The organism is Paenibacillus mesophilus (assembly GCF_005938385.1).
Taxonomy (GTDB): Bacteria; Bacillota; Bacilli; order Paenibacillales; family NBRC-103111; genus Paenibacillus_AB; species Paenibacillus_AB mesophilus.
Genome location: NZ_VCRA01000003.1, coordinates 248,539 through 271,813 on the forward strand (window position 1 = coordinate 248,539; position 23,275 = coordinate 271,813).

General features: G+C 53.8%; 25 protein-coding genes and 1 other annotated feature. Of the genes, 10 read left to right on the top strand and 15 right to left on the bottom strand.

The genetic code is table 11. From position 1 onward, the window contains the following. Nucleotides 1-11 precede the first annotated feature (11 nt). The 4 genes from comA to FE783_RS06435 all read left to right on the top strand — a co-directional run bounded on the left by comA (nt 12) and on the right by FE783_RS06435 (nt 3,728). Nucleotides 12-812, top strand: a complete 801-nt coding sequence (comA, locus tag FE783_RS06420; RefSeq protein ID WP_138878520.1) for a phosphosulfolactate synthase — start codon at nt 12-14, stop codon at nt 810-812. Nucleotides 813-916: 104 nt separating this feature from the next. Beyond that, nucleotides 917-1,627: a 2-phosphosulfolactate phosphatase gene (locus tag FE783_RS06425; protein WP_138878521.1), complete on the top strand. Its 711-nt coding sequence runs from the start codon at nt 917-919 to the stop codon at nt 1,625-1,627. A 198-nt stretch (nt 1,628-1,825) separates the two neighbouring features. Next, nucleotides 1,826-2,290, top strand: coding sequence for a DUF441 domain-containing protein (locus tag FE783_RS06430; protein WP_138878522.1), 465 nt, complete (start codon nt 1,826-1,828; stop codon nt 2,288-2,290). Between the two features lie 76 nt (nt 2,291-2,366). Beyond that, the gene (locus FE783_RS06435) at nt 2,367-3,728 is read left to right on the top strand and encodes an aspartate kinase (RefSeq protein WP_338015823.1); all 1,362 of its coding nucleotides are present in this window, start codon (nt 2,367-2,369) and stop codon (nt 3,726-3,728) included. Nucleotides 3,729-3,999: 271 nt separating this feature from the next. Here the strand turns inward: FE783_RS06435 and FE783_RS06440 are convergent, their stop codons facing one another. From FE783_RS06440 to FE783_RS06460, 5 genes are all read right to left on the bottom strand, one after another. Further along, nucleotides 4,000-4,665 (bottom strand): DNA-binding response regulator, encoded by a 666-nt coding sequence (locus FE783_RS06440; RefSeq protein WP_138878523.1) that lies wholly within the window; start codon nt 4,663-4,665, stop codon nt 4,000-4,002. Between the two features lie 88 nt (nt 4,666-4,753). Beyond that, a complete protein-coding gene (gene efp, locus FE783_RS06445; RefSeq protein ID WP_138878524.1) occupies nt 4,754-5,311 on the bottom strand; it encodes an elongation factor P in 558 nt (185 codons plus the stop codon). A gap of 51 nt (nt 5,312-5,362) precedes the next feature. Continuing rightward, nucleotides 5,363-6,436 (bottom strand): M24 family metallopeptidase, encoded by a 1,074-nt coding sequence (locus tag FE783_RS06450; RefSeq protein WP_138878525.1) that lies wholly within the window; start codon nt 6,434-6,436, stop codon nt 5,363-5,365. Next, entirely contained in the window at nt 6,436-6,885 is a 450-nt protein-coding gene (aroQ, locus tag FE783_RS06455; RefSeq protein ID WP_138878526.1) for a type II 3-dehydroquinate dehydratase, read from the bottom strand. The genes FE783_RS06450 and aroQ overlap by 1 nt, the downstream gene beginning before the upstream one ends. A gap of 93 nt (nt 6,886-6,978) precedes the next feature. Next, entirely contained in the window at nt 6,979-7,467 is a 489-nt protein-coding gene (locus FE783_RS06460; RefSeq protein ID WP_138878527.1) for a YqhR family membrane protein, read from the bottom strand. A gap of 203 nt (nt 7,468-7,670) precedes the next feature. On the opposite strand from FE783_RS06460, the gene FE783_RS06465 reads away from it, so the two are divergent. Continuing rightward, a complete protein-coding gene (locus tag FE783_RS06465) occupies nt 7,671-8,600 on the top strand; it encodes a DUF1385 domain-containing protein (RefSeq protein WP_138878763.1) in 930 nt (309 codons plus the stop codon). A 72-nt stretch (nt 8,601-8,672) separates the two neighbouring features. Then, complete coding sequence (locus FE783_RS06470; protein WP_138878528.1) at nt 8,673-8,972, top strand: hypothetical protein; 300 nt, start codon at nt 8,673-8,675, stop codon at nt 8,970-8,972. 46 nt (nt 8,973-9,018) lie between these two features. On the opposite strand, the gene FE783_RS06475 is transcribed toward FE783_RS06470, so the two are convergent. The 3 genes from FE783_RS06475 to FE783_RS06485 all read right to left on the bottom strand — a co-directional run bounded on the left by FE783_RS06475 (nt 9,019) and on the right by FE783_RS06485 (nt 11,481). Beyond that, complete coding sequence (locus FE783_RS06475; RefSeq protein WP_138878529.1) at nt 9,019-10,011, bottom strand: patatin-like phospholipase family protein; 993 nt, start codon at nt 10,009-10,011, stop codon at nt 9,019-9,021. Nucleotides 10,012-10,156: 145 nt separating this feature from the next. Continuing rightward, nucleotides 10,157-10,564: a transcriptional regulator MntR gene (gene mntR / locus FE783_RS06480; protein WP_138878764.1), complete on the bottom strand. Its 408-nt coding sequence runs from the start codon at nt 10,562-10,564 to the stop codon at nt 10,157-10,159. A 116-nt stretch (nt 10,565-10,680) separates the two neighbouring features. After that, nucleotides 10,681-11,481 (bottom strand): polysaccharide deacetylase family protein, encoded by an 801-nt coding sequence (locus FE783_RS06485; RefSeq protein WP_138878530.1) that lies wholly within the window; start codon nt 11,479-11,481, stop codon nt 10,681-10,683. A 177-nt stretch (nt 11,482-11,658) separates the two neighbouring features. Here FE783_RS06485 and splB point away from each other — a divergent pair, with 177 nt between their 5' ends. Continuing rightward, nucleotides 11,659-12,726 carry a spore photoproduct lyase gene (gene splB, locus FE783_RS06490; protein ID WP_138878531.1) on the top strand — a complete coding sequence of 356 codons (1,068 nt, stop codon included), beginning with the start codon at nt 11,659-11,661 and terminating at the stop codon, nt 12,724-12,726. A gap of 34 nt (nt 12,727-12,760) precedes the next feature. Here splB and FE783_RS06495 read toward each other — a convergent pair whose 3' ends face one another. From FE783_RS06495 to FE783_RS06525, 7 genes are all read right to left on the bottom strand, one after another. Continuing rightward, on the bottom strand, nt 12,761-13,474 hold the full coding sequence (locus FE783_RS06495) for a cytochrome c biogenesis CcdA family protein (RefSeq protein ID WP_138878532.1): 714 nt from the start codon (nt 13,472-13,474) through the stop codon (nt 12,761-12,763). 27 nt (nt 13,475-13,501) lie between these two features. Beyond that, entirely contained in the window at nt 13,502-14,308 is an 807-nt protein-coding gene (locus tag FE783_RS06500; protein WP_138878533.1) for a metal ABC transporter permease, read from the bottom strand. Nucleotides 14,309-14,322: 14 nt separating this feature from the next. Next, nucleotides 14,323-15,126, bottom strand: coding sequence for a metal ABC transporter ATP-binding protein (locus FE783_RS06505; RefSeq protein ID WP_138878534.1), 804 nt, complete (start codon nt 15,124-15,126; stop codon nt 14,323-14,325). Between the two features lie 41 nt (nt 15,127-15,167). Then, nucleotides 15,168-16,160 (bottom strand): metal ABC transporter substrate-binding protein, encoded by a 993-nt coding sequence (locus tag FE783_RS06510; protein WP_138878535.1) that lies wholly within the window; start codon nt 16,158-16,160, stop codon nt 15,168-15,170. A 174-nt stretch (nt 16,161-16,334) separates the two neighbouring features. After that, nucleotides 16,335-18,341: a methionine--tRNA ligase gene (metG, locus tag FE783_RS06515; protein WP_138878536.1), complete on the bottom strand. Its 2,007-nt coding sequence runs from the start codon at nt 18,339-18,341 to the stop codon at nt 16,335-16,337. A 66-nt stretch (nt 18,342-18,407) separates the two neighbouring features. After that, nucleotides 18,408-18,667, bottom strand: a binding site (T-box leader). 41 nt (nt 18,668-18,708) lie between these two features. Then, nucleotides 18,709-18,957, bottom strand: coding sequence for a membrane protein insertion efficiency factor YidD (gene yidD / locus FE783_RS06520; protein ID WP_138878765.1), 249 nt, complete (start codon nt 18,955-18,957; stop codon nt 18,709-18,711). 148 nt (nt 18,958-19,105) lie between these two features. Beyond that, entirely contained in the window at nt 19,106-20,083 is a 978-nt protein-coding gene (locus FE783_RS06525) for an ABC transporter substrate-binding protein (RefSeq protein WP_138878537.1), read from the bottom strand. A 244-nt stretch (nt 20,084-20,327) separates the two neighbouring features. Between FE783_RS06525 and FE783_RS06530 the strand changes: the two genes are divergently transcribed. The 3 genes from FE783_RS06530 to FE783_RS06540 are packed head-to-tail and all read left to right on the top strand — an operon-like array spanning nt 20,328 to nt 23,225. Then, nucleotides 20,328-21,338, top strand: coding sequence for a FecCD family ABC transporter permease (locus FE783_RS06530; protein ID WP_138878538.1), 1,011 nt, complete (start codon nt 20,328-20,330; stop codon nt 21,336-21,338). Further along, nucleotides 21,335-22,372, top strand: coding sequence for a FecCD family ABC transporter permease (locus tag FE783_RS06535; RefSeq protein WP_238402891.1), 1,038 nt, complete (start codon nt 21,335-21,337; stop codon nt 22,370-22,372). Before FE783_RS06530 ends, FE783_RS06535 begins: the two co-directional genes overlap by 4 nt. A 34-nt stretch (nt 22,373-22,406) precedes the next feature. Next, complete coding sequence (locus tag FE783_RS06540) at nt 22,407-23,225, top strand: ABC transporter ATP-binding protein (RefSeq protein ID WP_138878539.1); 819 nt, start codon at nt 22,407-22,409, stop codon at nt 23,223-23,225. The last annotated feature ends 50 nt before the right edge of the window (nt 23,226-23,275 follow it).

Genomic DNA, 23,275 nt, shown 5'->3' on the forward strand with positions numbered 1-23,275 from the left:
AGACTTGTTTTATGGACGTAACTTCACGGCTGGAGTGGCACCCGCTGCTGAAAGACCCGACCGCATGCCGTTCCGTCAAACCGCGTACCAGCGGCAAGACGATGGTGATGGACAAAGGGATGGGGCTCCATGCTTTCGAAGATTTGCTTCAAACGTCGGCGCCATACATCGACCTCCTGAAGATCGGCTTCGGAACGACGCCGCTCTACCCGACCGGCTTGTTGAAACGAAAGCTGGAACTTGCGCGCCAAAACCAGATCGCCATTATGCCGGGAGGCACCTTCCTGGAGGTCGCCGTCGCCCAAGGCGCGGTCCCGGATTTTTTCGATACGATTCGGCTGCTCGGGTTTTCCGCTGTTGAAGTATCCGACGGTACGATCGAGCTGGAGCGGAATTTACGCAACGAGCTTATACACCGCGGCCGGGATTCCGGATTGACGGTATTTACGGAGTATGGCAAGAAGCTGTGGGGATCGACGATCGACGTGGAACAGCTGCTGGAAACCGTTCTGATCGATGTTCAGCAAGGAGCAACGCTTGTGACGATCGAAGCCCGCGAATCTGGAACAGGGGTTGGCATTTTCGACGCGAACGGGTTATGCCGCGATGAGGAGCTTCATTGTATAGTCAGTCAGCTGCCCGATCCCGGACGGATTTTGTGGGAAGCTCCTCAGAAACAGCAGCAAATCTATTTGTTGAAAGCGCTAGGATCTTCCGTCAATTTGGGCAATATCGCGCCGCACGACATTTATTCGTTGGAATCGCTGCGGAGAGGGCTTCGCTCGGACACATTTCAGTTCCCCCAAAAGTGAAGTAACCCTTCGAAGCTCTTTTCCAATTACTTTCGGGGGAGCCCCCTTTACCCTCCAAAAGTGAAGTCCATTGAAACCGTAACTAACAAAGCGAGGGATCAGACATGCACGTGGATGTCATCGCGAACATTAATGAAGCTAGATCGGATGACTTCATACAGAAGACCGTTATCGCGATCGACGTGCTGAGGGCCACGAGCACGATCGTCACGGCTCTCGCGCATGGCTGCTCCGCGATCATGCCCGTCGAAACGGTCAACCAGGCGATACAGCTGCAACAAGAGGGCGATCTGCTCGGCGGGGAACGTTTTTGCAAAAAAATAGCCGGTTTTCATTATGGCAATTCTCCGGCCGAATACACATCACCCGCAGTGACCGGTAAACGGATCATCCTCACTACGACGAACGGTACGAGAGCGATCCAGAAAGCTCAGCGGGCCTGCAGGCTGCTCGCGGGTTCTTTGCTGAACGCCAGAGCGTGCGCGAAAGCCGCATTTGCCCAGAAGCGGGACGTTGTCATCGTGTGTGCCGGCACCCAGGATGAGTTTTGTTTGGAGGACGGCTTGTGCGCGGGACTGTTGATCCGCTACTTGCAGGAAATGAGCGAAGAGAAAACGGAAGCGAATGACCTCGGCGTCGCCATGAAGCATGCCTTCGAAGCCGTCCGGGATCGGGTCGAGGAAACTTTGCTGTCCTGTGCGAGCGGCCGCAGACTAAGCAAAATCGGCAACCGGGATGACGTTCGGTTTTGCTCGCAACTGGACCTATTTGATCTAGTGCCTACGTGGAAAGACCAATCGATGATTTTGTTCTAAACCCCTTGTCCGTTCATAGACTAAGTACGAAAAGGAAGCCGAATTTTCTTTCATTTCGTACCAAGTACGAAAAAGGCTGAGATGCTTTATTTCGTACCAGGTACGAAATAAGGCCGAGATGCGATGCTTTATTTCGTACCAAGTCTGCTTATGTGCCTTACTAAGGCACTCACTCCAGAAGGACAAGGGGTAATTCGTATGAACGGCGAACTGCTGCTCTTGCTGTTGATCATTGTCGGAATGATTGGGCGTTCTCCGATCATTACGACGGCAGCTTGCGTCCTGCTCGTAGTCAAGCTCATTCATTTGGAACGCTATTTGCCTGCCATTGAACGAAGAGGCCTCGAGCTGGGCCTCTTATTTTTGACGATGGGGGTATTGGTTCCATTCGCCAGCGAACGAATCTCGACCAAAGACATTATCGCCGTATTCACGTCGTGGCCGGGCCTCATCGCCTTGATGGGCGGCGCGATCGCCACCTACATGAACGGGAAAGGACTCGACTTGCTCAAGGTCGATCCTCAGCTGATCGTCGGTCTCGTCATCGGTTCGATCTTCGGCATCATTTTCATGCGCGGCATTCCCGTCGGACCGCTCATGGCGGCGGGTATTACAGCGCTGCTGCTGAAAATCGCCACCTTTTTGTTCGGAAAAATTCCGTAGGTCCGCATGAATTCTCGTTGAATCCACAACTCTCTTGTGGTAGTGTATCAGAAGAGTCCGTTTAGGAGGAGACGTCATGGCTTTGAAAGTGTGCAAGTTCGGCGGCACATCGCTAGCATCCGCCGAGCAGTTTCGCAAAGTGGCCACCATTGCGCTGGCCGACGATGATAGAAAAATCGTAGTTGTATCCGCTCCCGGTAAACGAAACAAGCCGGACACGAAGGTGACCGATTTGCTTATCGCCTACGCCGAAGCGAAGTTGAGCAGCAATGGCGTGGAAGCCGTACAGCAATCGATTTTGGACCGTTTTGCCGACATTATCTCGGGATTGGAACTGCCTGAGCAAGAATTCGAAACGATCGCAACGCTGCTCCAAACCCGGGGTGAAGGAGACCGCAGCCACCGCGCACGGTATATCGATTCGATCAAAGCTTTGGGTGAAGAATTCAGTGCCCGTCTGCTTGCCGCCTTCTTGCGCAAGGAAGGGCATGATTTCATATATGTAGATCCGAAGGATGCCGGCCTCGTACTGAGCGACGAGCCTGGCAATGCACAGGTGCTCCCGGAATCGTACGATCTGCTGCGGCCGCTAAGAGATAGCGCTCACCGCATCATTTTTCCCGGCTTTTACGGCTACGCGAAGAATGGCAATCTCGTAGCATTCCCCCGCGGAGGCTCGGACATAACCGGAGCCATTCTTGCCGCAGCCGTGCAGGCTGATGTGTATGAGAACTTTACGGACGTGGACAACGTGTTCGCCGCAGACCCGCGTATCGTCGAGAAGCCGGCGGCTATCCATGAGATGACCTATGCGGAAATGCGCGAATTGTCGTATGCGGGCTTCTCCGTTCTGCATGACGAAGCGCTGCAGCCGGCGTTCAACGCCAAAATTCCGGTTCATATCCGGAATACGAACAACCCCGAATCGCGGGGAACGTTAATTTCGCTCGAACGGACGAACCACGAGCTGCCTGTAGTCGGCGTGGCCGGATCTTCCGACTTCTGTGCCATCTTCTTAAGCAAATATTTGATGAACCGGGAAAAAGGCTTCGGCCGCCGCCTGCTGCAAATCATCGAAGACGCCGATCTGTCCTACGAGCATACCCCTTCCGGGATTGACCATATTTCGGTCATTATCAAAGAGTCGACGTTTACTCCGGAAGTGGAGAGCCGGGTGCTGGAGCGTATCCGCAACGAACTCCAACCCGACAAGCTGATTGTCCAACGGGGAATCGCGTTGATCATGATCGTCGGCGACGGCATGAGCAAGCAGATCGGCGTTGCCAAGCGCGCCACCGGCGCTCTCGCGGACAACAGTGTGAATCTCGAGATGATCAACCAAGGCGCCTCCGAGAGCAGCATCATGTTCGGCATCCAGAACGACGATATGAACAAAGCGATCGTCGCCCTGCACGACGCATTTTTCAATCAATCTTAATAACGAGGTTCTGTCGGGGTATCCCGCAGAACCTTTTTTCGTGTTACTCCTCCCCAACTCGCCTGATCGTTGAAATAACGCTAAAATGTACCTTATTTGCTCAGCCACACCGCTTTTTCAGCCAATAGTGTTCATTTGTACCTTATCCACCCCACTCCCCCTCGTACCACCTCACCATCCCATCCATATCAGCGAAATAACGCTCATATGTACCTTATTTGCTCAGCCACGTCGCTCTTTCGACCGAATAGCGTTCATTTGTACCTTATACTCAAAACGGAAGCCGTCTCTCCCCATTCAATCGGTACGTACGAATCCGCAGCGAGCCGGTAGCCGGAATAAGCCACTTTTTCTCGAGCAAGTTCTCTATTAACTGCATCCCTTTTCTTCGGCCCAAGCCCAGATGCCGGAATAGCTCCCCTGGAGTTATGACACCATTTTGCCGGAATACCAATCGAACCGCTTCTTTCTCCATCACGGTTAAGTCCGTCCCAGTCTTCCCCTGCATTCCGGCGAGCCTGCCCATTAATTGAAGCAGCAGTTGCTGACAATGACGAGGTTTTTCCTTCACGTCATCATACGAAAAACGGATGACGATCCAGCCGTCGATCACCAAATGATTTTGCCGGGTCAGCTCGTCGGAAAATTGTCTCCGGTCGATATCCCTTCTATGCGGACCGAATCCGTCAATTTCAATGCAAATCCTCGCTACGCCCTGTATATAGGCGAAGTCCAAAAATCTCGAGCCGTCTTTGAAGTCGAACACCTCATATTCCGGATGCAGCGAGTCAAAGTTTCCGAACGCCGGCCACCACACCGTCTCGGCAAACAGCTTCTCCGCATGCCCATGCCCTTCGTTCAATCGACGCAACCTCTCACCGCTGCGCTGACTTTGATGGTTGCCAATCCATACTGCATACGCCTTATCTCTAGCCATAAATGTTTCCCCCCGTCAATTTACAATGCAAAAAAGCACCCTTCCAATTGAAAGGATGCTTTCCTTGCCGTACGCTTGTACGAAACGCTTAGGCGCGCGAAATGTATTTGCCGTCGCTCGTGCCGATCAGAAGCACGTCGTTCTCGTTAATGAAGAGCGGAACTTGTACGTTCAGGCCGGTTTCGACCTTCGCGTTCTTCGTTGCGCCGGTCGCCGTATTGCCTTTGATGCCCGGCTCGGTTTCAACAACTTTCAGCTCGACGCTGTTCGGCAGGTTGATGCCGAGAATTTCCCCATGGTAGCTGACGATGTTGATCGTCATGTTTTCTTTCAAGAAGTTCAGCTCCCATTCGAGCTGGGAAGCGGGAAGCGTAATTTGATCGTAAGTCTCGTTATCCATGAACGTGTGCTCTTGACCGCTTGCATACAAATATTGCATCGCGCGGTTTTCCACGTGGGCACGGCCGACGTCTTCACCGGCGCGGAATGTTCTTTCCACGGTATTGCCGTTGCGCAAGTTTTTCAGCTTCGAACGGACGAAGGCCGCGCCTTTCCCGGGCTTTACGTGCTGGAAGTCAAGAACGGTAAAAATATCATTGTCCACCTCGATGGTCAAGCCAGTGCGAAAATCGTTGACAGAAATCACGGGTCGTTTCCTCCTAAATGTTCTGAATCGGTCCTATCTAAAAAAAGTTTCCTAATCGATGATAATAAAGTCTTTTGTCGATTGTGTCAATCTTTGGACTCCCGTATTCGTGACGACGACGTCGTCTTCGATCCTTACGCCGCCGAAGCCGGGCAAATAAATACCGGGTTCGACCGTGACGGTCATGCCCGGGACGAGCACCGTTTCGCTAAGCACTGATAAACGCGGCGCTTCATGCACTTCCATCCCGAGACCATGGCCGGTACTATGGCCGAAATAATCGCCGAAGCCGTACCGCTTAATAACGTCGCGCGTCAACGCGTCCGCTTCCTTGCCGGTCATGCCGGGCTTCATATGCTCGAGCGCGTTCAGCTGCGCTTCCAGCACGATATCGTAAATTTGACGATGCTTGTCGGTCGGTTTGCCCAATACGACGGTACGTGTAATATCGGAGCAATATCCTTTATAATAAGCGCCAAAATCGAATTTGACAAATTCGCCCGACTGCAGCACCCGATCGCTTGCCTTGCCGTGCGGCAGAGCCGAACGTTCTCCCGAAGCGACGATCGTTTCAAACGAAACCGAAGCCGCGCCGTTCTGGCGCATAAAAAATTCGATCGTCAAGGCGACGTCATTCTCCGTTATGCCCGGCTTGAGTGTCGTCAGCAAATGGGCGAACGTACGGTCGGCCAGCTCGGCCGCTTCCCGCATGACCGCGATCTCCGACTCGTCCTTCACCATGCGGAGCTGCTCCACCACGGCATCGGTTGGCACAAGCTTGATGTCAGCCAAATCGGCCGCATAGGACACATAAGAAGCATACGAAACATGCTGCTGCTCGAACCCGAGCTCCTTGATTCCCGACTGCTCCAGCAGCTCCTTGAGTGTAGCCGTTACTTTCGGCTGATGCTCGACGACTTCGAAATGCTTCGCCTGTGCGGGCGCCTGCGACATATACCGGAAGTCGGTCAGCAAGAAAGCTTTCTGTGCGGTAATCAGCAAATAGCCGGACGACCCGGTAAAGCCGGACAAATATTGCCGGTTATGCGCGCCGGTGACGAACAGCGCTTCAAGGTTCTTCTCGCGCATAAGCGCCCGCAAGCGGGACAGTCTGGCTTGTTCCATCAAGAGGCCCCCTTTTCTTCAAGGTGACGATGCAGCGCCATCAATCCGAGTTCATAGCTGGTCGCTCCGAATCCGGCGATTTGTCCGACGGCAACCGGCGCGATGACCGAAACGTGGCGAAACGGCTCTCTTTTATGAATATTCGACAAGTGAACTTCCACGACAGGCAGCATAACGGTCGAGATCGCATCGCGGATCGCGTAGCTGTAATGGGTGAAAGCGCCGGGATTGATCAAGATCCCGTCCTTCTTCCCGAGCGCATCGTGAATCCGGTCAATCAATACGCCTTCATGATTGGACTGGTGAAACTCCAATTGGACTCCGATCGTTCCGGCCAATGCGGCAAGCCGTTCCTCGATAGCGGCCAGCGTAACCGTCCCGTAAATGCCGGGTTCCCGAATACCGAGCATATTCAAATTGGGCCCGTGCAAAACCAAGATATTGTACAAAACAACCACCACCCGAACCGCAAGAATCGAACCGAAGCCATTTTACCATAAGTTTCCCCGCTTTGAGAACTTTTTTTTGGACGACGGGTTCGGCTAATTCGTGATGGAGGGCTCTCTTTCCCGTTCATCGGTAAATTCGAACGAGATCGAATACCCGATAAACAATCCCCATAGCAGAAACAAACATATGTCGGTCCATATCGTATTCCAATCATACCGGTATATCCATTTCACCATGCCGGTCGACGGTCCGACGAGCAAGTAAATCAAAGCCCACCATACCGCTCCGTAAGCAAGCCCCGCCCAATGCCCTACAACTTTGCGAAACAGAGCCGCATAAAGCAAAGCGGCGATAATCGAGAACACGATGAACATCAGCCAGCCCATCCAAAATCCGGCCGTCGTATTGATGAACGCCGGCGCCAAAAACGGCTTGGCCATAAAGCTGGCCGGTATTTTCGTGAATTTGAAATACATTTCCCCCGCCTTGACCGCTCCCCATATGAGTCCCGCGAAAAACCCGATTTGCAGCGCGAAAGACCACACGCCCGTCGGTTCGGAGACGTTCCTCCGTTCATCCATGGCTGTTCGTCCTTTCATCCCCAAAGTTACGCATAGTATGTGCAAATCGGGACGAACTAAACGAGTGGCGTTCCGGGCGATAATTCGTTACAATAGAAGAAAAACGACTACCGCAACTATTTCTTCCGAAATCCATTCTCACAAGAAGGAGGGTGACCTCATTGTCGCAGCATCCGCAAGCCGTATACGGCGGCCAAGCCGTCATGGAAGGCGTCATGATGGCCGGCAAAACCGTTAACGTAACGGCCGTACGGCGTAAAAACAAATCAATCGAATTTTTCGAGGTACCCCGCAAAGACATAGCCTGGGTAACGAATCTCAAAAAAATCCCGCTGCTTCGCGGTATAGTAGCCATTGTCGAGTCGAGCGCCAAGGGCGCCCAGCATCTGAACTTCTCGGCGGAGAAATACGCCGAGGACGAGGGAGGCGAAGAAGAAGCGCAATCGTCTTCCAAGAAAGGAGGCTTCGGCAATCTTTCGATGATTTTGGGCGTTGCCGTAGTCGGCGTATTATCGTTTCTGTTCGGCAAATTCGTATTCACGCTCGTACCGGCCTTTATCGAGCAGCTGTTGTTCCAGAACGTGTTCGACAACCAAATTTTGCACAACTTGCTGGAAGGCGTTATCAAAATCATTTTATTGCTCGGGTACATTTACTTCATCTCGCTGACCCCCCTCATCAAACGGCTGTTCCAATATCACGGAGCGGAGCATAAGGTGATCAGCGCCTACGAGGCGGGCAAAGAGCTGACCGTCTCCAACGTCCAGAAATTCAACACACTTCATTACCGGTGCGGCAGCAGCTTTATCGTATTTACCGTCATCGTCGGAGTGATCGTATATTCTTTCTTTGAATACGATAACTTATGGGAGCGTTTGTTGCTGCGGATTATATTGCTGCCGGTCGTAATCGGCTTGTCGTATGAGGTTCTCCGGCTGACGAACTCCGTAAGGGAAACGCCGGTGCTCCGTTATCTCGGTTATCCCGGATTGTGGCTGCAGAAGCTGACTACGAAGGAGCCGGACGATTCGCAGGTCGAGGTGTCGATCGCTTCGTTCCAGCGCATGCTGGAAATCGAGGCGGAGCTGCTGCAAAGCAGGGGTACGGCCAAGTCGGGACAGGCGGTTTCTTAATCCGGATATCGCCCGCTGACAGCTGAATGAGCAGGATAAAGGGATCATCACGACGAAAGGAGGAAGCTGCCTATGAAACGGCGTATTCATCCGGTGTTCATCGTCATATTGGTACTGATGGCTATCGGCATCGTGGTCAGAATGATGGCGAATCCGTTCGAGCTAATCGTGGCGATCGTCATCTTCGGAGGCATCTTCATTTTGTGGAAATACCCTCCCGCCCGATGGCGGAAAACAAAAATGCGCAAACCGACGCCCCCTTCCTCCGGTAAACGAGCGAAAGAAAGACGGAAAAACATCCCGTTCCGCGTCATTCAAGGAAATAAGCGGGATGACGATGAACCGCCGGAGAAGCCGTACACGTATCATTGATTGCAAACAACCCGGGACGATGGTCCCGGGTTTATTTTTTGCCCGCTTAGGCAGGACGATTGGTGTTGCCGCCGCCGTTCCGGATATGCTGATTAAACGATTGGATATATTTTTGATGCGACCATTTCTGGAAGTACGACTTGGCGGCGGCGTATCCGGCATTGAATAGCTCGAGACTTTTCTCCGGCTTGATATCGAAATCGGTCAGCCTTACGCCGAGCGTCGGGATTTTGATCGTACGAAACCGGTTTTTCTCTTCGATATACCGCTCGTCGTGTGCTTCCATCATCGTCGCGAACAGCGCCTGGAACATGGACAAAGGCCCTATAATGCGACGGGGTGCGTTCGATTGTTTGCCGACAAGGTGGAAGCCGAGCGTCGGGATTTGATCTTTCTCCGGTATTTTGCTGTTCTCCTCGTCATAGATCCATAGCGGAAAATTGCTGAGCAGTCCGCCATCGACGATATAGATGAACTGATCGGCGAACGAGTCGCCTTTTTTGCGCTGCTTCGCCGTTTTCCTCAAAACGACGGGGTCGAAAAAATAAGGAATGCTGGTGCTCATCCGGACCGCCTTGGCAACCAGGAGCTGCTTCGGATCGATCCCGTACTGGGCGATGTCGTCCGGAAGGACGAGCAGCTTGCCTTGCGAAATGTCCGAAGCGATAATTTTCAGCTTTCCCTTGGGCAGATCGGCGAAGGTGCGGACTCCTTTCGCCGCAAGCTTGTCGGCCATCCACTGCTCCAGCCGCTGTCCGGAATAAAGTCCTTTCTTGATAAGAATGCGGGCGGCCGGACCGATGACCGGCAGCTGATGCAGCCACGATTGTACCAAAAAATCCGAAAACGGCGTCTCCATAATAATTTTCTTCAGCTCATCCGCCGTATACCCGGCCGCCAGTAACGAGGCGACAATCGCTCCGGAAGAAGTGCCCGCCACTTGGCGGAACTTGACTCCGTGCTCCTCCGCCGCCTTGATCGCTCCTGCGAGCGCTATCGCTTTAACGCCCCCTCCTTCAAACACTCCGTTCACGTACATGTCCGTCACCCTTCCGGCCGTCTTTAGGGAACTGTACCTAAAGCACTGTATGCGGAAACGGTTTGTTCGTATGTCTATGCAAGATTCCGGCTTGCTCTGAAATGCGAAAACGCTTCGGCCATCCGACTGCGGACGACCAAAGCGTTTATTCCGATTCCAGCTCGTTGCGAATATTCATCAATTCCGTTACGCGTTCCGGGTTGCGCTGGAAAAACTCCACCAGCACTTCAATGCAAGTGATCGAATCCCAGCTCAAATGATGCTCGATACCTTCGACATCCTTATAAATGTTCTCTTCCTGGACGCCGATCAGGTGAAGGAAGCTTTCCAGCAAATGATGCCGGTCGACAAGCCGTTTCCCCATCTTCTTCCCTTTGGAAGTAAGGACAAGTCCACGATACCGTTCATAGATCAGGTAGTTATCTTTATCCAGCTTCTGAATCATCTTCGTAACGGACGAGGGATGAACTTCTAGCCCTTCGGCAATATCAGACACTCTGGCATAGCCTTTTTCGTCGATCAGCTTGTAAATCTTCTCCAGATAGTCCTCCATGCTCGGTGTCGCTGCCAAAAAGACCCCTCCTCTGATCCGGATTGCCAAACCTTATTAATGATACACCTATTACCCGGACAAAGCAAGTTTGCCCAGGCAAGCGGGAGTTAGACCCTTTAACTCAATTGGACCTGGCTTCCTCCTCCGATCTCCACGATTTTGCCGTTCGCTTGAATCCATACTGGACTTGCCGACGGATTGTACACGAAGGAGCGCGATGCGGAGAACTGAAGCCGGTGGAACGATTTGATATAATCCACAATTTCAATGTTGGTCGCGTACCATATATCGTCCCTGCCGCCCGCACGGGCACAAAACGTCTCGATCAGCGCCCAACTGTTATCGTTGTCGAACTCGTAGCTATGACCCCATACATACATCATATACAAATTTTGGCTTTTATTTATGTTCAGGAAGTTTTCCGTTAAGTTCAGAAGATTTCGGTTATGGTGGCAGGTAGGCTTCCACTCGTGCCAATCGTCGGGCATTCCGAATCCGCCTGTACTTTCCGTTACTCTCGAGTATTCGATCCCTAGCATAGGGAGCATTTCTTTGATCGCTTTGTTGAAGGAGCCGTTCGGATAAGACATCCCTCTTACCGTATATCCGGCTATGCTTTCGAGCTCCTTCCTGTCTTCCATAATCTCCTGAACGATCTGCTCCTTCGGGCATCTGGCAATAGTCGGATGGTTTACGGTATGTGCGGAAATCTCATGCCCGCGGAACAGCTCGGCGATGTCCTCCCTGGGCACTCGATCGTGAGCACCGAGCAAGCCGGAATTCAAGTGAAACGTTCCTTTGATCCCGTAGCGGTTCATTACCTCCACCAATCTCCGATCGGCATTTCTGCCGTCATCGTAGCTCAGTGTCAGCACTTTGAATTTACCCTGCGGAAAAGTCATTAGCACCTTCGTCATATCCAAAACTCCTCTATTCGAATATCCGCGCTTCGACCGCGATGTACAACGCTATCATTTTATCATAGCCGTCAACCATATTGTTACAATTTTCGAACCGGATCCCACAGATTCAAAGCTTGATTCGGGGGAAGCCTACTGAAGAAGCCGAACCCTTTCTGTAAAGGAGATGAATCTTTGGCAACCGATCTTCTCGCTCCTCCCGGCAAATCGAAGAACACGCTGCAATTCGTCCCCGAGCTCGTTTATTTCGAACCGGATTCGCTGAATTACCCAAAAGGCGAGCGTATACACGAATGGGCTACAGCGCAAGGCTTGCCGATTAAAATGACAAGCTCGCACAACCGGATAACCGGATTTCCCGGAGACTCCGAGCTGGAAAAGTATAAAATCGCCAAACGTACGCTCGTAGTGGGCGTCCGCAAAACACTCAAATTCGATACGTCCAAGCCTTCGGCGGAATATGCCATTCCGATCGCCACTGGTTGTATGGGTCATTGCCACTATTGTTACTTGCAAACGACGCTTGGGGCAAAACCGTACATCCGCGTTTACGTCAATATGGACGATATTTTGAACGCGGCTCGCCAATATATTGATGAGCGGGAGCCGGACATAACGCGTTTCGAGGCGGCTTGCACGTCAGACCCGGTCGGGCTGGAGCACATTACCGGATCGCTTAAGGAAGTGATCGAATTTATGGGACGGCAGCCGCTCGGCCGGCTCAGGTTCGTCACGAAATTCCATCATGTCGACTCTCTGCTGGATGCGAAGCATAACGGCAACACCCGCTTCCGCTTCAGCGTGAACGCCGATTACGTGATCCGCCATTTCGAGCCGGGAACGTCGACGTTCGCCGAACGGATCGAAGCAGCCGGCAAAGTGGCGAAAGCGGGTTACCCGCTCGGCTTTATTATTGCACCTATCATTTGGCACGACGGTTGGGAGCAAGGTTACGCCGGTCTTCTCGAGAAGCTTCGCGCAGCGGTTCCGGAGGAAGCGTCGGACGGGCTGACCTTTGAGCTGATCCAGCACCGCTTTACGAAGACGGCCAAGACGGTTATTCGGCAAAGATATCCGAAGACGAAGCTGGAGATGGACGAAGCGAAGCGGAAATACAAGTGGGGACGCTGGGGACAAGGCAAATACGTGTACCCCGACGAGCAGGCGCAGGCGCTGCGTGAGTTTATTACGGAGCGTATTTTTGAACAGTTTCCGAAGGCGAAAATCGAATATTTTACGTAAAAAGGAAAAACCGCTCGAAATCGAGCGGTTCCCTTTAAAATTTAAGCCAATCGGGCGTCCGTTCCTGAAGCCAGATCGTAATGAGAATCATTTTATCGAAATAGAGCAGCGCTGCCATGACGATCATCAATCCGCCGCCGACCTTCATCAGCACCGACGAATAACGTACGATCCATTTCGTCGAGCCGATAAAGAAGGCGAGGATAAAGAAAGGAATGGCGAATCCGACCGAATAAGCGGTAGTAAGCTGGAACCAGGTTCCCGGCTCCGTAGCCGCGAGCAGCAGGATCGACGACAAAATCGGACCGACGCAAGGCGACCACCCGGCTGCGAAGCCCATACCGACCACCAATGAACCGAGAAAGCCAGCCGGCTTCGACTTCACCTGCATCTTCCGCTCCCGCATCAGCCATTGCGGCTGAAACACGCCGAGCAGAAACAAGCCCATAACGAAAATAAGGATAGCCGATAGCTGGCGGATAATGTCGCGGTAATCGTTGAACCAATCGGCGACAAGCCCTACTCCGAACCCGAGCGAATAAAAGATGATCGAAAACCCGAGAATGAAAAACAGCGTGTGTACGGTTGTCGCAATACGCACTTCCTTCTTCGACCGGTCTTCCTTCAGCCGTTGAACCGATATGCCGGTTATGTAGGACAAATAAGAAGGATACAACGGCAGGCAGCAAGGTGAAATAAACGAAGCGAAACCGGCCCACAGCGCGATCCAAATGTTGACTTGAGACAAGCCGTTCCCTCCTCTCGAAGATGCAGGTTATCCTTTGGCGATACGTCCCCGTACGGCCAGCGTTATGATCAGCAGAGCGATCAGCATCAGAACGACGGTTGCGCCCGGCGCCCAGTTCCATACGCCGGCCGAGACCAGACCGCCCACAACGGCGATCTCCGAATACAATAAGGCGATCCAGACCGAGTGCCGGAAGCTTTTGGCTACGGCCAAGCTGCAGGCGACCGGTACGGTCAACAAAGCCGATACGAGCAGCGCGCCGACGATTTTGATCGCAACGCCGATGACGAGCGCTGTCAACACGGTCGTAAGCAGGTTCAAGGCGCGAAGCGGAATCCCGCTTACGGCTGCAGCGTCCTCATCGAACATGATCAGAAACATTTCCTTGAAAAACACGAACAGCATGCACAGCACGACTAGCGTAACGCCGAGCACGAGCCACAGGTCGGTCCAGCTGAGCGTGTAGATGCTTCCGAACAAATAGCTGGTCACGTCCATGTTGAAGCCTTTGCCGAGCGTAAATAAAAACGTTGCGAGCGCCACTCCCCCGGACATGATGATCGCGATCGACAGCTCCGCATACGTCTTGTACGCTCTGCGAAGCCGTTCGATCGCAAACGATGCGAGAATGGAGAAGCACAGTCCTACGGCGAGCGGATATACCCCGATCAGGAAACCTAACGCCACACCCGCAATCGAGACGTGGGCCAGCGTATCCCCGATCATCGACAACCGCCTGAGAACCAGAAAAACGCCCAGAAGCGGCGCCATTCCCCCGATCAGAATACCTCCAATCAATGCCCGTTGAAAAAAGTATTCCGAAAAAATATCCAATAGTTTATACTCCCTTATCGCAAGGTTACCGGTTCGGGCTCGTCGGCCAGCCGAAGGTCGCGGAGACTATGCGCCAAGTTCGTTTCCGCGCAATTGTCCAGCTCGTGCGAATGCTTGACGTAAAATTTCAGCTTGCCGCTCGTGTGGGCCGGTTCATAGCCGAGATAAGCATGCATCATATCGATGTCGTGCGATACCATCAGAAACGTGATGTTATGGCGCTGATGCATGTGGCGGATCATATGGAAGAAGTTCTCCTGCGTCTCCGAGTCGATGCCGACCGTCGGCTCGTCGAGTATGAGCAGCTCCGGGTTGTTGACGAGCGCCCGGGCGAGAAATACGCGCTGCTGCTGCCCGCCGGACAGACGGCCGATGCGGCGGTCCGCCAACTCTTCGATGCGCAGCGCGTGAAGCGCGTCCTCGCACTTCTTCCAATCTTCGCGGTTCATCCTACGGAACAGCTTCTTGCGCCCGTACAAGCCGGACAGCACGACTTCCCTGACCGTCGCCGGAAAAAGCGGATTGAACGCGTTCTTCTGCGGGACGTAGCCGATTCGCTCCCAATCGCGGAATTGCGATTGCGGAGTCCCGAACAAGCGGACCTCTCCCTGATCGGGCCTCAGCAGTCCTACGATCATGCGGAGCAGCGTCGTTTTGCCCGCGCCGTTCGACCCGATCAAGCCGACGAAATCTCGCTGTAAAATTTGAAAATTCAACCGCTCGATGACGCTGCGCTGCTCGTATTGAAACGAAACGTTGTCCATAGAAACGACCGGCAGGTGACAATGTTCTCCCGCCGGTCGGGTCGATTGCTGCATGGATGGCTCTCCATTCGCCCTTGAAATGGTCATATACACCTTTATTGTAATGCTTTCAATAAATTTTGCAAATTGTTCTCCATAACCGTCACGTAATTGTCACCGGCTTTCACCTGCTCCTGGGTGAGCCCTTCGAGCGGATTCAGCACGAGCGTTTCGACACCCGCATCTTTCGCAAGCGTCTTGACCATTTTGTCCGATACGAGCTCTTCGAAGAAAATGTATTTGACTTGATTGTCTCTTACAAACTTGTTGATTTCTTTCAAGTCCTGCGCCGTAGGCTCCGAATCGGGAGACAGTCCCATAATCGGCTTCTGGGTCAAACCGTAGTCGCGGCACAAATATCCGAACGATTGATGGGATACGACGATTTGTTTTTGGGTCGTTTTCGAGAGCGACTGCGTAAACTTGGCGTCCAAATCGGATAGTTGTTTCTTAAGCGTCTCGTAATTCGACTCGTAGTACGATTTGTTCGCCGGATCGGCTTGAACGATTCCGTTCTTGATGTTCTCGGCCATCTTGAGCGCAGATTTCGGGCTTACCCATACGTGCGGATCGACATCCGAATCTTCATCCCCGTGCCCGTGTTTGTCATTGTCTTTCGTTTTTTTGTCGTCGTGCCCATGGTCATCCTCGTGAGCTTCGCTATGGATCAATTCGATCCCATTGCTTGCTTCGATGACCGATAAGCCGGAATCTTTGTTCAGGCTGTCGAGAAAATCGTGAACCCAGCCTTCAAAGCCTGCGCCGTTATAGACGAACAGCTGCGCCTTGCTCATATTGGTCAAATCCCGGCTTTTCGGGGACCAGTCGTGCGGCTCGACCCCGGCCGGAACGAGATTGATCACGTTCACCTTATCGCCGCCGATGCGGCCGGCAAAATCGTACAGCGCGTAAAACGTAGTAACGACATTGACTTTTCCTTCGGATAGCGTTACATTCGATTTGCTGCCGCAGCCTGTCATAACGGCGGCCAGCACGAGCATAACTATCAGTAAAACCGTAAAGCGACTCTTGCTTCGGACTCTATTCATCTTCTGGTTACTCCCTCCATGCAATCCGGTCAATCGAGCAAATTTGTAAATCGTAAGTATTTCTATTTACAAGACAGATTATAAAATTCCGTTCAACGGATTGTCAACCAAAATCTTTTAAGTAATGAAGAAACGCCTCCGTCAACCTGTATCGGGTGCGGAGGCGTTCTTGAATTATTTGACGATGGAGCCGACCGGGATGTCTTCGGCTACGGAAGCCAGCGTCAGCTTGTCGCCTTCCGATGCGGCCAAAATCATCCCTTGCGACAGCTCGCCGCGCAGCTTGACCGGCTTCAGATTGGCGACCAAAATGACTTTGCGGCCGACAAGCGACTCGGGCGAGTAATATTTGGCGATGCCGGACACGACCTGACGTTTCTCGTAGCCGAGATCGACCTGCAGCTTCAGCAGCTTATCGGCTCCTTTGACCGGCTCTGCCGCGAGCACTTGCGCGACCCGAAGCTCGACCTTCATAAAGTCGTCGATGCCGATTTCCTCCGAAGCGGGCGGATTCGGCGCCTTCGGCGATTCCGGCTCCTTCCGGTCCGTTGCGGCGGCGGCACTATCGTTCGCCTCCGAAGCCGCGGCAGGACGTCCTCCCCCCATCGATTGGACCAAATACTCGACTTCCGGGGCTATTTCCAGACGCGGGAACAATGTTTCGCCTTTATTCACCTTCGTCCCGGCTGGCAATAGGCCGAACGTGCGGACGCTCTCCCATTCCGTCAGGCGGCCGTCGCCGGTTATGCCAAGCTGATCCCATATTTTCCGCGGCGTACGGGTCAAGAACGGCTGCAGCAGGACGGAAGTGATGCGGAGCGACTCGGCCAGATGGTACAGGACGGAGCCTAGCTTCGGACGCGACGCTTCGTCCTTCGCAAGCGCCCACGGCTGCGTTTCGTCGATATATTTATTCGTCCGTCCGATCAATTGCCAGATGGCCGCCAGCGCCGCGGAGAACTCCAGCTTCTCCATCGCCTCTTCCATTTTGACGACCGCCTGCCGGACCGTTTCCTGCAAGGAAGCGTCATATTCGGTGGCGGACGGGAGCAGCGGCTGAATGTCGCCGGCAAAATATTTGTCGATCATGACGACGGTCCGGTTGAGCAAGTTGCCCAAATCGTTGGCCAAGTCGAAATTGATCCGCTCGACAAACCCTTCCGGCGTAAAGAGTCCGTCCGATCCGAGAGGAACGTCCCGCAGCAGGAAATACCGCAGCGCATCCAGTCCGTAACGGTCGATTAGCGTATTGGGATCGATCACGTTGCCTTTCGACTTGGCCATTCTTCCATCCTTCATCAGAATCCACCCATGCGCGAACACCTGCTTCGGCAAAGGCAGATCAAGCGCCATCAGCATGATCGGCCAATAAATCGTATGGAAGCGGACAATATCTTTCCCTACCAGGTGCACGTCGGCCGGCCAGTGCGAGCGGAACTTGGCGTCGTCATCCGTTCTGTAGCCGAGGGCCGTAATGTAATTGGACAACGCATCGATCCAGACATAGATCACATGCTCCGGGCGGCCGGGAACTTTAATCCCCCAATCGAACGTATTGCGGGATACGGCCAAATCGTCCAGACCTTGTTTTATGAAGCTGATCATCTCGTTGCGCCGCGTATCCGGCTGAATAAAATCCGGATGCTCCTCGTAATGTTGAAGCAGCCGGTCGGCGTATTTGCTCAGACGCAAAAAGTAATTTTGCTCCTTCACTTTCTCGACCGGCCGTCCGCAGTCCGGACAGTTGCCGTCGACCAGTTGGCGCTCCAGTACGTAAGATTCGCAAGGCGTACAATACCAGCCTTCATATTCGCCGAGATAGATGTCCCCCTGATCCAGCAGCTGTTGAAAAATTTGCTGAACGACCGTCTTGTGCCGGTCTTCCGTCGTCCGGATGAAATCGTCGTAAGATATTTCGAGCCTGCTCCAAAGCGATTTGATACCGGCGACAATCCCGTCGACGAACTGCTGGGGCGATACGCCTTTCTCGGCCGCCTTGCGCTCGATTTTCTGCCCGTGCTCGTCCGTCCCGGTCAAATAGATTACATCGTAGCCGCGCAGTCTCTTGTAGCGGGCCATCGCGTCCCCGGCCACTGTCGTGTAGGCGTGCCCGATATGCAGCTTGTCGCTCGGATAGTAGATCGGGGTCGTCAAGTAATACGTTTTTCTGCTGTCGTTCATTCGGAATGCCCTCCTTATAGATGGTTATTCTCAAACAATTCCAAAAAAACACAAAGACCCCCGTCCACATGGGACGAGAGTCGAAAGCTCACGCGGTACCACCCAAATTCCCCCGCCGTCCAAAGACGGGCAAGGCTTTAGTCAAGTCCTGTTCCGGACTTGCCCCGTAACGCTGGCATGCGTCGCGGTCTTACCAGCCTGTCGTCAGGCGGCTCGACGGCGATTCCTCCCGGACCATGTTCGGAAGCGTCCCTATACCGGCTTTCACCTGCCCCGGCTCTCTAAGATAGGAACGGACTTCTTACTCATCCGTTCAATGGAAACGTTATGAAGTTATCCCCATTCTACGCAAACGCCCCATGCCGTGTCAAGTCGGCTGCTGTCCGTCCTTTTCCGCCGCTTCGCGGGGTGGAACCGGATCGAAACCGCCGGGATGAAACGGATGGCATTTGCCTATGCGCTTTGCCGCCATCCAGCTCCCTTTGGCCGGCCCGTATACCTCGATCGCTTCCAGCGCATAAGCCGAGCAGCTCGGATAAAACCGGCAAGTAGGCGGCTTGAGCGGAGAGATCCATTTCCGGTAAAAACGGATCGGCAGCTGCAGGACGATGCGCATCCCTCGCCCAGAGGTCCGGGGTGTATGTTCCGCACACAATCGAAATACCCTCCATCCGTAGTATCAGCCTAATGACCCTATCATACCACTAAACAAAAAATCGGGCGACTGCCCGAACCGGGAGCCGCCCAATCGCTTTCTTTTATGTTTACTTCTTGACCTCGTAAACTTTGTACAGCTCGTCGAGCAGCAGGTTCGCCGCTTTGACGCCGCCTGCCGTGTTCCAGATCGCATCGTTTACTTTCACGGCCTTTTTGTTCTTGACTACGTTCAAGTTGTTCCAGAGCGGGTCCTTCACCCATTCCTCTTCCATCTTGGAAGCTTTGCCGTCGCCGGTTTCATAAGTGAAGTAGAACAGCAGGTCGCCTTCCATATCCGGAATCCGTTCCTTCGTCACATCGTCTGCGAACGTCTCTTTGTTCTGCTTGTCCGGACGGGCGATCCCGATTTGCTTGAAGATGACGCCCGCAAACGTATCGTTGTAATAAATCCGTGCCGTGGCGGGCATGAAGCGGACGAGCGACACTTTTTGCTTCAGCTTGTCTCCCGCTTTCGTCTTCAAATCGTCGATCCGTTTATCGAATTCCGCCAGCACTTTGTCGCCTTCCGCTTTTTTGCCCACCGCTTCGGCATACAGCTTGAAGTTGATTTTCCAGTCGCCGCGCAGCTCGGTGGAATAGACGGTCGGAGCGATTTTCGACAGCTGATCGTATACTTTCTCGATGCGCATTTTGTTGCCGATAATCAAGTCCGGCTTCAGCGCGGCGATTTCTTCGATATTCGGCTGACTTTCGGTGCCGACGTTTTTGGCGCCTTGCATGTCAGCTTTAATATGATCGTACCACGGATCGCCCGTCCACGATTTGACGGCTCCGACCGGCTTGACGCCGAGCGCGAGCAGCGCCTCGGTTCCTTCGTTCGTCAGGACGACGACCTTCGTTGGCGCCTTCGGGATCGTCGTTTCGCCCATTGCGTGTTTGACCGTATAAGCTTGGCTTGCGCCGCCCGATTCATTATTTTGAGCCGGCTCAGCCGCTTTCTTGTCCGAACATCCCGCAAGCACAACCGTCGCGCCGACTACAGCCGTAAGCACAGTCGTACCAAGCCGGTTCCATTTCCAGTTCATCGTGTATGTCCCCCTCGTATCCTATGTAATCATTCGCAGTCATCGTGAGAATGATTATCATTCACGAGAACAAATAATACACCTTGTTGTTTGCGATGTCAATGAAAAATTATTTACAAATTGCGAATTTCCGCGCCGGCAATAGCTGAGAATGAGTCTCAAATTCATTGACAACTTAGCCCCATTCCCCTACACTGTTCAATGTAGACATCTTGCCGCTCTCTATATAGGAAAGAGGAATTTTATGCCATCGGTTTTGCGAAGCACATCCGGCAAAATGCTCGGTATTGTGGCTGCATTACTTCTGCTTGCAGCAGCTCTCTATGCTAGCATCGTCTACGGCGTCATCGTAACAAGCTGGAAAACCGCCGTCGACGCTTTTTTTCATTACAACGGCTCGAATGAACATATCGCCATAAAGGAACTGCGCGTGCCGCGCGCGCTGATCGCCGCTGCGGTCGGTGCGAGCCTTGGTATTGCGGGTACGATTCTGCAGGCGCTGACTAAAAACCCGCTGGCCGATCTCGGCCTGATGGGCATCAACTCGGGAGCGGGGCTTGCCATCGTATGCGCCGTCACCTTCTTCTCTGTCAGCTCGCTCGGCGATTATACGTGGATCGCTTTCGCGGGAGCTATCCTAAGCGGAATCGTCGTCTACATACTCGGCTCCGTCGGCAAGGAAGGCTTATCCCCGCTGAAGGTGACGCTCGCCGGGGCCGCCGTTACGGCGCTGGCTTCTTCCATGATTCATGCGCTGCTGCTGGTCGACAAGAAAAATATGGAGGAAGTGTTGTATTGGCTGGCCGGATCCGTACAAGGCCGAAAGCTTGAGCTGCTGTGGGACGTTCTCCCGTATATGGCTGCCGCATGGATCGGCTCGCTAATCATATCCGGTCCGATGAATACGCTGCTTCTTGGAGACGACGTCGCCAAAGGACTTGGACAGCGCACGCTGGTCGTTAAAGCGCTGGCGGGCGTCATCGTCATGACGCTGTGCGCCACCTCGGTCGCGATTGCCGGACCGATCGCTTTCGTCGGACTCGTCACCCCCCATATATGCAGGTATCTGGTAGGCAACGATATTCGTTGGATGACACCCTACGCCGCATTCGTCGGCGCTATTTTGCTGATCACGGCCGATATCGCCGGAAGGTTTGTCGCCATGCCGGGTGAGATGCCGATCGGCGTTATGACCGCTCTGATCGGGACGCCGTTTTTCATTTTCGCGGCGCGCAAGGGGTGGTCCAAATCGTGAGCAAATATATTCCGTTTCGCAATAAGGCGCTGCAGGCTTCGGGACTGATGGACAAACGGACGTTGACTGTCATCGGCATTCTCGCCGCCGTCGCTGTCGCCGTGGCCATTACTAGTTCGGCTATCGGATCGCTGCGGATCAGTCCGTGGTCGGTCGTGCAAATATTTCTGGGAATGGGCGACGAAGCCGAAGCGACGGTCGTGCTGCAGTTTCGTTTGCCGAGAATTATCGTCGCCTTCCTGATCGGCATGCTGCTTGCCGCTTCCGGGGCGGTTCTGCAAGGCATGATCCGCAACCCGCTGGCGTCTCCCGACATTATGGGCATTACCGGCGGTGCTTCTGCGGCGGCGGTCGTCTTCATTACGCTGCTCCCTACGGCAAGCGTCCGGTATTTGCCTTTCGCCGCCATACTTGGGGCGGTTGCGGCAACCGCGATCATTTACGTTCTGGCATGGAAAAAAGGCGTGTCCGCCATGCGCCTTGTCCTGATCGGGATCGGCATCGAAGCGAGCATGAAAGCCGTAACGACGCTGCTGATCGTCAGAAGCCAGTTCTACGCTTCAAGCAAGGCGCTTACTTGGCTGACCGGGACGGTATACGGCTCCAACTGGAGCAACGTGTGGGCATTGCTGCCCTGGACGATCGTGCTACTCCCTGCCGCCTTCTTCATGGGGCGGACGCTCAACGTGCTGCAGCTCGGCGACGATACCGCGGCCGGAGCCGGCAGCAAGGTGGATCGGGACCGGCTTCTTATGCTGATCCTGTGCGTCGGCTTGGCCGGAGCGGCCGTTGCCGTCGGAGGCGCAATCGGATTCATCGCCCTGCTGGCTCCCCATGCGGCACGCCGGCTCGTCGGTCCGTCGTTTGGCGGCCTGCTTCCGGTATCCGCTTTGCTAGGAGGCATTATCGTTGCCGCGTCCGATTTGATCGCGAGAACGGCTTTCGCTCCGCTCGACTTGCCCGTCGGCATCTTTACTTCGCTGATCGGGGCGCCGTTTTTCCTTTACTTGCTGTACAAAAACCGCAACGCCTGATGAATGTCCACATCCAACCGGGGAGGAACTATAGATGAATGCTCTTGAAACGAACCGTCTGACGCTGTCGTACGGCGAACAACCGATCATCGAAAATTTGGATTTGTCGATACCGAAAGGGAAAATTACCGTTCTGATCGGTGGCAACGGTTCGGGCAAATCGACGCTGCTCCGCTCGATGGCCCGTCTGCTCAAGCCCGACGAGGGCTCGGTATTGCTGGACGGAGCCCCTATCGCCAAAATGTCCACGAAGGATGTGGCGAAGCGGATGGCGATATTGCCGCAAGGGCCGACCGCCCCGGAAGGATTGACCGTCCTTCAGCTCGTCAAGCAAGGCCGGTATCCGTACCAAAGCTGGCTGAAGCAGTGGTCCGAGGAAGACGAGCGGATGGTGCACCGCGCCTTGAAGGCGACCGGGATGAGCGAGCTGGCGGAGCGCACCGTCGATTCGTTGTCCGGGGGCCAGCGGCAGCGGGCTTGGATCGCCATGACGCTCGCCCAAGGGACTCCGACCATTTTGCTCGACGAGCCGACGACTTATTTGGATTTGACGCACCAGATCGAAGTGCTGGACCTGCTCTTCGAGCTGAACGAATTCGAGAACCGTACGATCGTCATGGTGCTTCACGATATCAATTTGGCTTGCCGGTACGCCCACCATATCGTCGCGGTCAAAGACAAAACGGTTTATGCGAGCGGTTGTCCGGAGGATATCGTGAACGAGCAGCTGATCCGCCACGTATTCGATATGGAATGTCGGGTCGTGCCGGACCCGATATTCGGGACGCCGACATGCATTCCGCTCGGGAGAGGACGGAGCGTCGCTTCCGGAGCGCACAGCGTATCCGCCTAGATCATACTGCGACAAGATTTTTCGACGTAATCCAGCATCGCTTCATCCTG